Origin of the sequence: Streptomyces sp. NPDC050534, from assembly GCF_044457745.1 — a bacterium.
Classification (GTDB): Bacteria; Actinomycetota; Actinomycetes; order Streptomycetales; family Streptomycetaceae; genus Streptomyces.
In genome coordinates, this window is the sequence record NZ_JBITHF010000023.1 from 1 (window position 1) to 13,475 (window position 13,475).

Genomic DNA, 13,475 nt, shown 5'->3' on the forward strand with positions numbered 1-13,475 from the left:
CGGTCCAGGACGAGGGCGTGGTCCGAGGAGATGATGCGGTTGCCGTCGATCTCCAGGCCCGGCAGCGACTTCGGCACGGAGCCGGTCGCCAGCAGCACGTGGCGGCCCTCGACACGCCGGCCGTTCACGTCGACCGAGGTGGGCGACGACAGCCGGCCCTCACCCTCGATGTACGTGATGTCGCGTGCCTTCACCAGGCCGGTCAGACCTCGACAGAGTCCCGAGACCGTGTCGTCCTTGTAGCGCTGTACAGACGCCATGTCGATGCTCTCGAAGGAGGCCCTGACCCCGAACAACTCCGCGTCGCGCATCCGGTCGGCGATCTCGCCCGCGTGCAGCAGGGCCTTGGTGGGGATGCACCCGTTGTGCAGACAGGTGCCCCCCAGCTTGTACTTCTCGACCATTGCCGTGCGCAGGCCGAGTTGGGCACCGCGCAATGCCGCCGCGTACCCCGCACTGCCACCACCGAGCACTACAAGATCGAAGGTTTCGGAGGCATCCGTCATGTGGGGCCCCTGCCTTTCACGTTGTCTGTTTGCATGTAGAAGCCCCGCCTGCGAGGTTTCACGGCGAGGTGCGGCGACGCGGCCGGTGGGGTGCCCGTGCCATCGCGGCGGGCGGGCCGCGGCGATTCGTCCGGCGCAGTCGAAAGCGGCCCGGCAGGGCCGCGACTTCTCCACGGAGAACTTGGTCCGCGCCGTAACGGCCATGCGCTCCGAAAGGATCACCACCCTCCTCGGCACAGGACCTCAGCGTCGGGACAGAAGTTATGCCGAGCCGCCCTGCAACGGCGCGGGCCGAGAATCAGCCCGGAAAGCAACCGCGCCGTAAGGCTCCCGCGGCGCACGGCAAGCAGGCGCCGTCCTGCCGTACCGCCTGTGAGAAACCCGCACGATCGTGACTCCGTCCCATTTCGGCCCGAGCGATGCGCACACCCTCTCACCACCTGGCTTCAAGAAAGACCGATCAGGATCGATTCTGCGTCTACTCGCCGTCGCGGATCGCCACCAGACCCCCTGGCCCACGAAGGCCGTCTGCCACATCGCAGGGACGTCACCCCCGCCGGGAGCCGACCCTCGTCCTGCTGGTGCCGCTGCGTGCGCACCACCCTCGGTGACGCCGAGCTCCCGGCCAGTAAGAACCGACCCGAGTGGAGCCGCCAACCCAGTAATGCCGCAACAGACGGCGACCGGCGTCCAATACGCCACTACGCATGAACGGACGTATCAGCCAGACGCAGAGAGGAGGGGCCAGTGAAGACGCCTCCCCCTCAACACCCCTCACCTGGGGGCCAGAACGAAAGCTGTACGGAACGCCGCGCTCGGTTCGAGCAGGACGCGCTGGCACATCGGCGATCCCTGCTTGCTGCCGCCCGGAGGATGGCGCGAAATCCGGCCGATGCAGAGGACCTCGTACAGGACGCCTTCACGCGAGCGTATGCATCGTTCGATCAGTACCGCCCTGGAACGAATTTCGGCGCGTGGATGCGGAGAATACTCGTGAACCAGTACATCAACACGTACCGAAAGGAACAGCGCCGGCCGCGCCAGTACCTCGTGGCAGATGCCGAGGAACAGCAACTGCCACACCATGACCCATACGGCCACATGGCGAACGGCTCCGCAGAATCCGCCGCCTTGGCTCACATGCCCAGCCCAGACCTCAAGGCGGCCCTCAGCATGGTCCCACCGGTTCGCCGGACGGCCGTGTACTTGGCGGACGTCGAGGGATTCAGTTACCGGGAGATCGCAGACTTCATGGGGACCCCCGTGGGCACGGTCATGTCCCGCATCCACCGGGGCCGCAAGCAGCTGCGCAGCCTGCTGCTGCCTCAAAGCGGGAATGGAGGGTCCCAGGCATCGTGACGGTCGCGCGTCTTGGGGACGGGGGATCACGTGGGTTCGTGCGAAGGGAGATGTCATGGCCGAGGTGTTGTTCGACGACAGCGTGAAGCGTGTCCGGGTCGTCGACGAACCGGAGAATCATCAATACACGCTCTACGCGGACGGAGCGCAGGTGGGAACGCTGTCGTACCAAATGGTCGAGCAGCGGCGGGTCCTGGGCCACACCGAGGTCGACGAGACCTGTCGTGGCCGGGGGTTGTCGCAGATCCTCATTCAGGTGGTCCTTGACGACCTGCGAGAGAGACAGCAGAAGGCCACGGTCCACTGTCCTGCCGTCGCTCAGTTCATGACGCGGAGCGTCAAGTATGCCGACGTCATTGAACCCAGCCACCCGGGCATCTGGGTCCTCGGGTTCGGTGGAGGCCCCCCGGCCTGACCTCCGGCGGCTGGAAGGTGACGGACCGACGTCGCACCTCAACCGTCCAGAGTTGGCCGTCTTCCCGCCGGCCTACGCCGAAGCGCCACCGGCAGGCGACCGGTCCATCCAACGGCTGACTCTTCGACCGCCGCCCTGATGGACGGCAGCGCAGCACCTCAGTCGGCCAGAGTGCCCTGGTGGAAATACACCCGCCAACCCGTCTTCGTCAGTCGCCACAAGGAACTCCGCCAGACCCGGCGACCCTGATTCGGCTCTACAACGAAGTCGATCGCGAGGCCGTTGGCGGGCCGGGCCTCCGGCGGCCCGGCGATCGTCACCAGTGTTCCTCCGGCTCGAATCACGCTCACGGACCGCTTTCCGAGGTCTCCGCCGAAGACATCGAAGACCAGATCGACCCCGCCGACGTCTTCCAGCGTGTCCTTTTGAAGGTCGACGTACTCCTGCGCGCCGAAGTCGAGCGCCGTCTCACGGCCGGCAGCCCGCCCGGTGCCGATGACATAGGCACCGGCCTCTCGCGCGAGCTGGCTTGCCATCGATCCGACTACGCCGGCCGCACCGTGCACGAGGACGCTCTGCCCGGCTTGCAGGCGGCCGTGCTCGAACAGGCCCTGCCACGCGGTCAGGCCCGGCATCACCGTGGCGGCGCCGGTCGTAAAGTCGACGTCGCCCGGAGCGGCGCGAAGTTACGTGCCTCGACGACCACGTACTCCGCCAGTGTGCCGTCGCGAGTCCAGTCCGTGAGGCCGAACACCCGCTGCCCCACTGACAGTCCCGCCGTTCCATAGCTGAGGGCGGTGACCACTCCGGCCACCTCGTGTCCAGGGATCGACGGCGTCCGGTCACGGCCGAGGCGATCGATCCAGGTCGAAGGCCACTCCAGCTCATCCCAGGTGAATCCCGACGCATGTACCTGAAGGACGACATCGCCGTAGTTCGCACCCTCGAGGCTGGCGAGCCTCGATGTCTGCGGCTCTGGCCGCTCCGCCAGCTTCATTCCGGCCGTTCCCGCGGCCTGGTCCGTCACCACGATCGCCTTCATCCGGCACCCCTCATGTTCCAGTCCATGCCCGTACGGTGTTCTCGGCTCATCCTTGATAGTGGCGCCAGACTTCAGCGTCTTACCACGCCAATAGGTACAGGACGGCACAAAAGGGCGCCGGAAAACAGCGCCACAGAGACTTTGCCGGTGAGGGAAAGCGTCGGGAGGAAGGCTCGAAGGATCAACGCCGAATGGAACACGACCCGCCGTCCGACGATCCGGCCGGTGTCGTAACCGCTCCGTCGGTCCGAAACGGGAGCGCCTGGTCCCCACGGGGTCTGTCTCGGCTCCTGCTGATGATTCATCGGTCATGACGGAGTGCTGCCGGCAAGCTCCACGCGCTCTCCGCCTGTGAGCCGGCGCCCGAGGGTTGCCATCACGTTCGAGCAGTTGCTCAGCTCTCACCGGCCGGGGGCTTGGTCAAAACTGGTGTCCCGCACTGGCGGCACTGCGGTCACCGCACGCTGGGACACGGGCACCGTCCTGCGCGTCGTGGCCCGGCTCGCCGGCGAGGACCTCATCCGGTCGTAGCCTCGCCCAACTTCTCTCCACCTACGCCCTGTTGCTCGGTGGCGCCGAGCTTACGGCCGCCCGGCGCGAAGTCTGGGGGCGCGCCTGACTCGCCTCGGAACGGTCCGTTTCACCGCCGTTGGCGAATGCCTTGCGCGGATGCTGCACGGAAAGCAGCGAGACCAGGTCCCTGCCGAACAATGCCGCCGTGAGCCAGACCGACAGAACACGGATCTTCCGCTCCCAGGTGGGCACGGCCAGGACGTGATAGCCGCGGTGCATCAGCCAGGCCGGGAATCCCTTGATCACGATGCGTTTGTACTGGAAGATGCCCCGCCCCAGTCCCAGCGTCGCCACCACACCGAGACTGCCGTGGCGGTAGTTCCGGATTCTGCCTCCCCGCAGGCTCACCACGATGTTCTTCGCGAGACGCTTACCCTGCCGCACGGCGTGCTGGGCGTTCGGCACCGTGTGGGCCCCCGGCACAGCGGAGGCCAGGTCGGGTACGGCCGCGTCGTCTCCGGCCGCCCACACACCGGGCAGGGGTTCGCTGTCGGTGCCCACACGCAGATCGGGGCGGACCATGAGCAGGCCACGCTCGTCGACCGGCAGGTCCGTGTGGTTGTGTACAACCGGGTTGGAGGCGTTGCCGGCCGTCCAGACGATGAGCGCCGAGTCGAACTCCTCTCCGTCGGAGAGGACGACGTGTCCGTGCTCGGCGGACACGAGCTGGGTGTTCAGATGCACGCGTGCGCCACGCCGCTCCAGGGAGTCCACCACCCAGGCACCGGCCTTGTTCCCCACTTCCGGGAGAATGCGGCCTCGTGCCTCGACCAGATGGAAGTGCAGATCGTCGATGCTCAGCTCGGGGTAGGACTTGAGCATCGCGGTCGCGAGCGACAGCAGCTCGCCGAAGCCCTCGACACCGGAGAATCCTCCGCCCACGAACGTGACGGTGAGCAGCTTGCGCCGCTGAGGACCTGGTGGCAGCGACCCCGCCTGGTCGAACGCGGTCATTAGCCGGTCGCGAATGGCGACCGCCTCCTCCACGTGCTTCAGGCCGATCGCTTGCTCTGCAATGCCGGGAATGGGGAACGTGCGGGTGACAGCGCCGGCGGTGACCACGAGGACGTCGTAGCGCAGCTGTTGGTCGGCGCCGTTCGCGAGCCGCACGGTGACCGTCCGGCCGGCATTGCGGATCTCGGTCACCGAACCTGCGATCAGCCGGGTACGACGCAGATGGCGCCGCAACGAGACGGCGGCGTGACGTGCCTCGACGGATCCGGCCGTCACCTCGGGCAGGAAGGGCTGGTAGGTCATGTAGGGGCGTGGGTCGATGACCGTGACCCGCGCCTCGCTCCTACGGAGCGTCTTCTCGAGGCGCCAGGCAGTGTAGAAGCCCGCATAGCCTCCGCCGACGATCACAATCTCCCGCATGATGCTCTCCGCTCATAGGTCCACACCGGATAGGGCCGGCACGGATCGGCCCCCATCGCCGCGCAGTTGGGCGTGCCCCCTCCCTCGCGCCGGTGTTCGGAGTCCGGCGCGAGGCCGTCAGCCGCCTGACCGCGTACCGCCACCGCGAGTCAACCGGCTGACGCCCCGAGCCCGTGCGATCAGCCCGTGTGCTCCTTGAGATAGGAGACCAGGCCGAGGACGTCCTCCGGCACGAGCCGGCCGATGGCCCCGGTGGAGTAGACGGCGGTGATGACGGTGCCGTTGGGAGCCAGGACGAAGCCCGTGGACTGCAGGTGCACCGGGTCGTCGTTGAGGAAGGCACCGGTCGCCTCGGCGATCGCGTGGGCGTCCGCGCTCTGCGCCACGGGAAAGGTGAGCTTGTGCTTCTCCACAAGCTCCTTCGTCGTGGCCTCGTCGTCGACGGAGAGCGCGACGACCTTGATCCCCACCTGCGTGAATCGGTCGCTCGCCCGTTGGAAGGCCCTCAGTTGCGCGGTGCAGTAGGGGCACCACGAACCGCGGTAGAAGAGGACGACGCCGAAGCTACCGGCGAGCTCCTCACGGATGTCGAAGGTGCCGCCTCCGACGGAACTGACCTTCAGGGCGGGAAATTCCGCTCCGGAGTTCAACAGGCCCATGAATTCTCCTTGATGACCAGGCATGTCAATGTGAAAGGGGACACTCGGCAGTTCGGGCCGCGTCAGCGCGCGCCGACGCTCGGACGGCACGCAGCCCCTACCCATACGCGCACCTGGAGGGCTCGGTTCTTACGGCGAAGCGCGTTTCAGCGTCGGAGAGGCGTGCGTGGACGGCTCCCAACAGGTCCCCGAAGGCGCCGAGACCACCCGGTGCCATGTAGGCGACGAACACGAGACCGAGAACGAGCGGACTGCCTGTGTGCAGTTGATCTCCGACGGGGGCAGGCGGCCCGGTACGCGGATCCGAGGCATCAGCGATCGCCAAGCAGCCGGAGTCGGTTCCACTGTTTCTGGGCTGATGGCGATGAGTGCGGCAGACGGTACGAGGAGATCGGCGCACACCAGGTGCATGAGTTCGCGCGGCCGGGGCCGAACCGGACCAAGGCGCCGCAGGTGATGGCGCTCAAGGTGAGGCCGAGCATGGGCCCCTGACTGGAAGCCACCGCGGCCGGCGGAGTGCCGACGTCGTGCACGTTCAGCAGCACACAGCCCAGCAGGGCAGGCCGGGACCGGCGAGCGCGGTGAGCCGCCGGCCCAGGTTGTTTGGACAGTCATCCTGGCGTCAACAGTGAGGCGATAGTGCCGACGGAGCAGGTGACGACGGCCGGCGAGACGCATCAGTTCTCGATTCTGACCTCGCGCGCGTCGAAGGCGACGTAACCGCTGAAGTCGCGCCCGGCACGGGTCACCGCCGACTCCTTGATGTTCGGGTAGGACCAGGCGCCGTCCCTGAGCACCGTCTCGCCGGCCACGACATCGTGGTACTGCGCCTTACCCTTCCAGGGACAGGTGTAGGGGGTCGGACTGTCGCGGAGCGCATCGACCGCGACGGAGTCCGGTGGGAAGTAGGTATTTCCCTCAATGCGAACTACTGCGTTGCTCGCAGCCTCCGCCACGACAGTTTCGCCGATCAGTGCCTTCATGACGCCTTCCCCTCGTGATTCCCGTTGCTCGGTCCCAACCGCCTTCACAGCCAACTGCGTTGGCCCAGAGCCACCAATGCCTCTGCGCGATGGCGCTCCGGGTCGCGCGTCGCCCGTTTGGACATCGGGTCTGAGCCGCGCGACCAGTTGGCAGCCAAGTCTCATTTGTGCGTCGAGCAGAGGGTTGGTGTCGAGTGGGGTTCCGCTTCTTACCTGTGTTTTGACACCACCGGGGCAATGGGGAAGGTGTGGGCTCGTCGGCGGTATGGCCAGCGGCACCGACAGCGCGGCAAGGCGCGCTCCGGTGGGGCAGAAGCAGCCTCAGGAGCTGGAGGCGGAGTGATCGCGGCTCGGTGCTGTCAGCCACTGGCCTCCGCCAGCGCCGACTCGGCGGACGCGCGATCGGAGTAGCCCGGGTGCCGGGTGTCGACCAGATCGGCATAAGTGGTGGTTCGCGAGAGGTAGTCGACCACAAACGGGCAGATCGCGGTGATGGTGCCCTCGCGGGAGCGGATCTCGTCGCACACTCGCCCTACCAGCGCGCCCCCGACCCCCTGGTGGTGATGACTCGACTCCACTTCAGTGTGCCGAAGGGCGTACCGGTTGGGCTTCAGGCGGGTGTAGTAGAGCCAGCCGACCAGGTCATGGTCTCGGTAGAGCTCAAAGCGGCCTCGATCGACGTTGTCGATCAGTTGCTCGGTCACCGGCACCTGATCCTGGCTGCTCATCGAGCCGCTCCTCTCCCTGCCTTCACTCACACTGAGACCCTTTCTGCTTCGGACTCTATAGTCCAAGTAAGAAGCCTGCCAACCAGTACAGCAAAGAATGTGTACCGCATATTGGACTAGGTAGTCCGTTCACGCGGCCCCAGGTCAGAGCTACACAGGGCCACCGACTGGAGACGAGCGATGCCAGGAGAGAACATGGAGCCATCACCGGCCGCCATCGAGGTACGCAAGGACGAGACCGCCCGTCTCTACGAGGCATTGATCAATGGCCAGGTCGTCGGCACCCTGGCTTACGAGACCACGGGCGGACGTTTCTCGCTCACGCACTCGTACGTGGACCAGGATCAACGACACCGCGGCATCGCGTCGGCCTTGGCGCGCTACGCCCTCGAAGACCTGAGCCGGAGTCAAGGCCAGGCCAAGATTGGTATCTTCTGCGGTTTCGTCGCCGACTACGTCCAGGCTCACCCCGGCTGGAAGGAAACCGTCGACATCAACCGTTCGGCTTTCATCGCCACTCACACCGCACGCGACACCACCAGCGGGCACTGAAGCTGCGGGCTGCGCCTGGCCGCACTTGGCCGGGCGCACCGAGGCCATGCAGCCTTGGCGCGAGGAAATCAGTCACAAACAGAGTGCCGCGGCTGTCTCGAGTACATGGCCTCCGAGCTGGTGAACCCGTCCACGGCCATGAGCCCGCCCTGGCCGACGGAATCGACGATCACGCTCGCTGACGGCCTCGGTCTGAGCCTGCGGATCGCGGGAGAAGGTGATGTGCCGGCCGGTGTTGACCGCGTCCGACTCCACCAGGACTCGCCTCGTCCTCATGACGACCCGAAGTCGTGCCTGCCGATGCCGATCGCCGCCTGGCATGGTCGGCCGCTCTGAAAGATCGTCTGACATCCGACAGCCGACCCCTGGGTCCCCGCCTCGCCGAGGACTGTCTCGCGTGGACTCTTGTACACCTCTTCCCTGGACGTGACCGTGGTCTGCCCGCCAGCCGGGTCGGCGGTACAGAGTCCGTCAGCCGGTATGAATCCTGTGGGGGAAGTGCCGAGGCTTCGACCGCTCCCCCTTCTACCGGTCGTTTTTCTGACTGGGCGTGGCTCATCATGCGGGTTCTTAGGCAGAGTTCGACTCTGCCCATGATCCCGGGTAACGGTCTCGGCGGGCTCGCCGTGTCTGTGGCGTTCGTCGTCTGCTCTGGTACGTCCGCGAAGCGGAGCGTGCCGGGGCACGCGCCCAGCAGCGCGTCGCATTCCGCACCTGCATGTTGACCGGACCCTCGGCGCGGTACTACATGGCGAGCCCGACGCGTTGGAGCGATCGGTTCGCGTGCCGGCGAAGGTGCGGTCGGGACTGCACAAGGGCCTGATGGGAGTTGGCATCACCGTGTCCGGCGTCCTGATCGTTGCGGGCGCACTTGACCAGAGCGCCGCGGCGGCAGCCAGGGCGACCGCCTTCCTGAGGCCGTGCCACTGCTGTTCTCCACTCATCGGTTGAGGCGGGAGCCCGATCGGCCCTGGCAATCATCGGCGCTGCCGGCCCGCGGCCCAATCCGCAGCCTTAAAGGACACCGTTGCGGGCGGTCCAGGATCTGCCACGCGGCCGAGCCGATTCGCGGCTCGCACAGACTCACCACGAGCGGTGAGCCGAGTCTCGGGCCGAAGACGCGGTCCCCGTCTGTGGCTTGGCTGCGGGAACTCAACCAGCAGACAGGCTCTCGATGTGTGCAAGCGCCATGTCGAGCGAGGTTGCCATCGGTGTGACGTCGCGCGCCGTCTGGGCCAGCAAGTACCCGCCCTGGAGGGCTGCCATGAGCCCGGTCGCGAGCTGGTCGATCGACGCCACGGGCGGGAGTACGCCACGGTCCTGCATCCGTCGCAGCACGCCCGCCAGGAGTCCCTGCCATTCCGTGAACAACTGCGACAGGGCTCGGCGGGCGAGCGCGTCGTGATCGGAGACCTCGGTGGCCAGCGAACCGAGCGCACAGCCGTAGGCGCCATGCTGCAGGGCGCTGTTCTGCACCAACGCATCACGCCATCGTCGCAGACCCCGGATCGTCGAGACGTTACCGAGCGATCTGCGCTCGCGTTCGATGATGCGCTCCCCCACGTGGTCAACGACGGCTCGCACGAGCGCATCCTTGCCCTCGAAGTGGTGATACAACTGCGACTTGCTCACCCCGCTCGCCGCCAGCACATCATCAAGCGTGGTGGTGCCGACTCCCTTGACGTACATCAGGTCGGCCGCTGCGGCGACGATCCTTGCCCGTGTCTTTGCGCCGCGCGCCGTCAGGCGTCTGCCGTTGTGAGAATCAGCGGTCGTCATCACGGGTTCATGTTACTTATCGGTCCTCTCGCTCCCCGTCCAGGAAGTCGTCCCTGGTTGCCGCCAAAGGCACGAGCGCGAGGTCGAGCGCCGCGTTGAGCGGCCGAGGATCTCGTGCAATCCGACTCAAGGTGCTGCCCCCCTGAAGCGCCGCAAGGATCAGCACCGCGATCTTCTGGGCGTCGACATCGACATGTCGAGTCTGGTGCGACCCACGGTGCCTGCCCTCTGGGGCACCGGACTTCAGCACCCGGTCGACCGCCTCTGCGATGAGCTCGCGCCACTGATCGAGGAAGTCGACTCGAACGCGCATGTCACCTGTTTGGCGCAGCGCCAACACGTACGGCGACGACGGGGTCATGAGTTCCTCGACCACCCGGCGTTTCCAGTCCGCCAACTTCGCCCTGTCGGTGACCATGGCCAGACAAGCACTCTCGCGCGCCAGGACTTTCGCGATGTGCGTCCTCATCGTTGCCTCCCAACCAGTCGACACCACTCCCCCACCCTGGCAGTGACTGGACCATTTCGTCCATTTCTTGATCTCAGAGCGTGGCGGGACAGGCAGGTGGACAGCCGTACGGACCATACGGTCCACTAGCGTTGGCGGCACTGGTCGCAGGTCGTCTGCTGCACGTATGTCGGTTGCGCAGGGTAAGAAGCCGGGCGCTGATGCCGCTAAGTGCTCACCGGGCGAAGATGCTAGGCAGACGAAGAGCCGGCAGGGAAAGGTGCGCGATGAAGGCGATTGTGGTGACAGATCAGAGCGCGGGAACGGCCGGGATGACGCTGACCGAGTTGCCCAAGCCGACCCCTGCGGGCAACGACGTCCTCGTCGAGGTTTTTGCGTCGGGATTCACCCCGGACGAGCTCACGTGGCCTTCCTCGTGGACCGACCGCCTCGGCCGTGACCGGACACCGTCGGTCCCCGGACACGAGCTGGCCGGAGTGGTCGCCGCGCTCGGCTACGGCACGACCGGACTGTCGGTGGGGCAGCGAGTGTTCGGCCTCACGGACTGGACTCGTGACGGCACCCTGGCCGAGTACGCGGCCGTCGAGGCGCGCAACCTTGCGCCGCTGCCTGGAGACGTCGATTTCACGGTGGGCGCCAGCCTGCCGATCTCGGGCCTGACCGCGTGGCAGGGGCTGTTCCAGCACGGCCGCCTGCAGGTGGGGCAGAGCGTTCTCGTACACGGCGCGGCCGGCGGGGTTGGTTCGATGGTGACGCAGCTGGCACGTGAGGCGGGTGCCCATGTCATCGGTACGGGACGTGCTGCCCACCGTCAGGCGGCACTCGACTTCGGCGCGCAGGAGTTCGTCGACCTCGAAAAGGACACTCTGGAAGACGTCGGCGGAGTAGATCTGGTCTTCGATGTCTTCGGCGGAGACATCGGGACGCGGTCCGCAGGCCTGGTTCAGGCCGGAGGAACGCTGGTGACCATCGCAGGGCCGCCCGAGGCCCGGCCCGCCAACGGCCTCGCGATCGACTTCGTTGTCGAGTCCGACCGCGCTCAACTGGGTGAGATCGTCCAGCGCGTGCGGGACGGACGACTGCGGACGAACATCGGCACCACACCGACTCTCGACGACGCTGTCGCCGCGTTCAACCCGACCGAGCGGGTCAAGGGGAAGACCGTCATCCGCGTTCGTCCGTAAGGTCACGCACCGTCGATCGACCTGCCCTCTCGTTGGCCGGCACCGGGCGCGTGGGCAGGACGGCGATGCCCTGGTTGGTGACAGCCCGGGCGGTGCACACGGCGGGCCCCGTCCGGCGCCCGTTGGCGGACCTCGCCACCAGGGTGGGCGACGCGTGGCCGCCGTCCTGTCGCGGCCGGCGGATCGGCCGAGACGGGTGCAGCCCGATCGGTCGCCCGCGCCCCGGCCGGCACCGGGTACGGGAGCATAGGCCTGGCCACGTCCGCCTTGTCCAACCCGTACTTCGGCGACGTCGTGCACGGCGTCGACCGTCACGCCTCGGCCGCCGGCTACTCGGTGTTGCCGGCGGACACCCACGACGAGGCCGACATGGAAGTGAAGGCGGTCAGTGAACTGCTGCGCCGCAGGGTCAGCGCGATCATCCTGGCTGCCTCGTCCGGCGGACCTCAGGCCATCCGCTACGCCCACAGGTCGAGATCCCCGTCATCGCCATCGACCGTTTCGTTCCCGCCGACATCGACCAAGTCGGCGTCGACAACACCGAATCCATCGCAGTACTTGTGGATCACCTGACGTCCATCGGGCACACCCGCAGCGCCATGCCCACCGGACGGGTCGGCCTCACCACCACCGTCGAGCGCCACGCCGGCTATCGGCTGGGGCTGCGCCGCAACGGCATCGAAGTCCGCCCGGACTACGAAGCGAACGGCGACCCCAGCGAGGACGGGGCGGAGACCGCCCTCCGGCAGCTTCTGTCCCTCTCGAACCACCCACTGCTCTGGTCGCGGGCAACAACCGCATGCCCTTCGGCGCCATGCGCGCTCTGTTGCAACGCCGGCCTGAAGGTCCCGGGCGACATGGCCCTCGCGTCGTTCGGCGACTTCGAGTGGGCAGACCTCTTCCACCTCCGGCTGACCGCCATGGCCCAGCCGGCACTGTCCATCGGCGAACAGGCCGTCTCCATGGCCCTGTCCCGGATCGCCTCCCCTTCGCTGCCCCCCGCGCAAGGTCACCATCAATCCCACTTTCATGCACCGAGAATCCTGCGGCTGTCCCCCTCCCGACGGCACCCCCTGGCCAGAGCACACAGGGCTCCCGGGCCTCGCCACTCCCGCATGCGGCTTCCATGCCTCCAGACCTCCAGGCCGACGGCCGGTAAGGGCTCCGGAGGCGTGCGCCGCTAATCATCAACGACGTGGGAGAGATGACGGAGGCCGATATGACCAGCGGACCAGGAACCCAGTCGCGCGCCGTGGAGCCCGCAGCGGGTGTCGCGACCTACCTCATCGATCCGGACGACAGCAGCGTCAGTCTCCACGCCCGTAACCGTGCGTCCGCCGGCTTTCGCGGCGTGTTCCGGCACGTTGCGGGCACGCTCACACTGGACCGCGAGCAACCTGAGCGGACAGCGTTCGCGTTGTACGCGACGGCGTCGAGTCTCGACACGGGTTCGGAGGAACGGGACGCACGCATGTGCGGAGCCGCCTTCCTCGACGCGGAGCGGCATCCGCTCGTGTCGTTCTGGTCCTCTTCGGCCGAAGTCCAGGACGCGGGTCTGTTCCGCCTCGTGGGGAACCTGTCGCTCAGGGGTGTCACGCAGCCGCTCGTAGTCGACGCAGTGCGCCGCGAGCGCGCACCGGGACCACAGGATCCAGAGCGGGTGACGGTGGCAGGGCGCTCCGTACTGAAGCGTTCAGAATGGAGCCCGCTGCGGACCCCGGGCATTGAGGCGGCCGGCTGGTTCGCGGGCGATGACGTCGAGCTGCTCTTCGAGGTCTGCGCAGTGAAGCAGGAACCCATCGGATGGTGGCCCTGAGTGCTGGCGACCCTGTTCCGAGTGGTCGGGGTCGCA

General features: G+C 67.0%; 15 protein-coding genes and 1 pseudogene. 8 read left to right on the forward strand and 8 right to left on the reverse strand.

The features are described from left to right. The coding region (locus ACIBN2_RS44165) for an FAD-dependent oxidoreductase (RefSeq protein WP_399143439.1) at window positions 1-506 on the reverse strand (506 nt) is incomplete at its 3' end. An 873-nt stretch (window positions 507-1,379) separates the two neighbouring features. On the opposite strand from ACIBN2_RS44165, the gene ACIBN2_RS44170 reads away from it, so the two are divergent. Together ACIBN2_RS44170 and ACIBN2_RS44175 are read left to right on the forward strand one after the other, a co-directional pair. Then, window positions 1,380-1,865 (forward strand): sigma-70 family RNA polymerase sigma factor, encoded by a 486-nt coding sequence (locus tag ACIBN2_RS44170; RefSeq protein ID WP_399143517.1) that lies wholly within the window; start codon window positions 1,380-1,382, stop codon window positions 1,863-1,865. A gap of 55 nt (window positions 1,866-1,920) precedes the next feature. Then, complete coding sequence (locus ACIBN2_RS44175; protein ID WP_399143440.1) at window positions 1,921-2,280, forward strand: GNAT family N-acetyltransferase; 360 nt, start codon at window positions 1,921-1,923, stop codon at window positions 2,278-2,280. 239 nt (window positions 2,281-2,519) lie between these two features. Here ACIBN2_RS44175 and ACIBN2_RS44180 read toward each other — a convergent pair. The 5 genes and pseudogenes from ACIBN2_RS44180 to ACIBN2_RS44200 form a co-directional block, all read right to left on the reverse strand. Further along, window positions 2,520-3,322 (reverse strand): annotated as a pseudogene (locus ACIBN2_RS44180) (NADP-dependent oxidoreductase); the annotation flags it as partial. A gap of 552 nt (window positions 3,323-3,874) precedes the next feature. Next, entirely contained in the window at window positions 3,875-5,269 is a 1,395-nt protein-coding gene (locus tag ACIBN2_RS44185) for an NAD(P)/FAD-dependent oxidoreductase (RefSeq protein WP_399143441.1), read from the reverse strand. A 179-nt stretch (window positions 5,270-5,448) separates the two neighbouring features. Further along, the gene (locus ACIBN2_RS44190) at window positions 5,449-5,928 is read right to left on the reverse strand and encodes a peroxiredoxin family protein (protein WP_399143442.1); all 480 of its coding nucleotides are present in this window, start codon (window positions 5,926-5,928) and stop codon (window positions 5,449-5,451) included. 677 nt (window positions 5,929-6,605) lie between these two features. After that, the gene (locus ACIBN2_RS44195; protein WP_399143443.1) at window positions 6,606-6,911 is read right to left on the reverse strand and encodes a DUF427 domain-containing protein; all 306 of its coding nucleotides are present in this window, start codon (window positions 6,909-6,911) and stop codon (window positions 6,606-6,608) included. 359 nt (window positions 6,912-7,270) lie between these two features. Then, window positions 7,271-7,639: a GNAT family N-acetyltransferase gene (locus ACIBN2_RS44200; protein ID WP_399143444.1), complete on the reverse strand. Its 369-nt coding sequence runs from the start codon at window positions 7,637-7,639 to the stop codon at window positions 7,271-7,273. Window positions 7,640-7,834: 195 nt separating this feature from the next. Here ACIBN2_RS44200 and ACIBN2_RS44205 point away from each other — a divergent pair, with 195 nt between their 5' ends. Next, the gene (locus tag ACIBN2_RS44205; RefSeq protein WP_399143445.1) at window positions 7,835-8,191 is read left to right on the forward strand and encodes a GNAT family N-acetyltransferase; all 357 of its coding nucleotides are present in this window, start codon (window positions 7,835-7,837) and stop codon (window positions 8,189-8,191) included. 105 nt (window positions 8,192-8,296) lie between these two features. Then, window positions 8,297-8,527 carry a hypothetical protein gene (locus ACIBN2_RS44210; RefSeq protein ID WP_399143446.1) on the forward strand — a complete coding sequence of 77 codons (231 nt, stop codon included), beginning with the start codon at window positions 8,297-8,299 and terminating at the stop codon, window positions 8,525-8,527. An 816-nt stretch (window positions 8,528-9,343) separates the two neighbouring features. On the opposite strand, the gene ACIBN2_RS44215 is transcribed toward ACIBN2_RS44210, so the two are convergent. After that, entirely contained in the window at window positions 9,344-9,970 is a 627-nt protein-coding gene (locus ACIBN2_RS44215) for a TetR/AcrR family transcriptional regulator (RefSeq protein WP_399143518.1), read from the reverse strand. 16 nt (window positions 9,971-9,986) lie between these two features. Next, the gene (locus tag ACIBN2_RS44220) at window positions 9,987-10,439 is read right to left on the reverse strand and encodes a hypothetical protein (RefSeq protein WP_399143447.1); all 453 of its coding nucleotides are present in this window, start codon (window positions 10,437-10,439) and stop codon (window positions 9,987-9,989) included. 266 nt (window positions 10,440-10,705) lie between these two features. Between ACIBN2_RS44220 and ACIBN2_RS44225 the strand changes: the two genes are divergently transcribed. From ACIBN2_RS44225 to ACIBN2_RS44240, 4 genes are all read left to right on the forward strand, one after another. After that, entirely contained in the window at window positions 10,706-11,623 is a 918-nt protein-coding gene (locus ACIBN2_RS44225) for an NADP-dependent oxidoreductase (RefSeq protein ID WP_399143519.1), read from the forward strand. 252 nt (window positions 11,624-11,875) lie between these two features. Continuing rightward, a complete protein-coding gene (locus ACIBN2_RS44230; RefSeq protein WP_399143520.1) occupies window positions 11,876-12,196 on the forward strand; it encodes a hypothetical protein in 321 nt (106 codons plus the stop codon). Beyond that, window positions 12,139-12,807 carry a substrate-binding domain-containing protein gene (locus tag ACIBN2_RS44235; protein WP_399143521.1) on the forward strand — a complete coding sequence of 223 codons (669 nt, stop codon included), beginning with the start codon at window positions 12,139-12,141 and terminating at the stop codon, window positions 12,805-12,807. The genes ACIBN2_RS44230 and ACIBN2_RS44235 overlap by 58 nt, the downstream gene beginning before the upstream one ends. Before the next feature lie 20 nt (window positions 12,808-12,827). Next, window positions 12,828-13,439 (forward strand): YceI family protein, encoded by a 612-nt coding sequence (locus tag ACIBN2_RS44240; RefSeq protein WP_399143522.1) that lies wholly within the window; start codon window positions 12,828-12,830, stop codon window positions 13,437-13,439. Window positions 13,440-13,475: the final 36 nt, after the last annotated feature.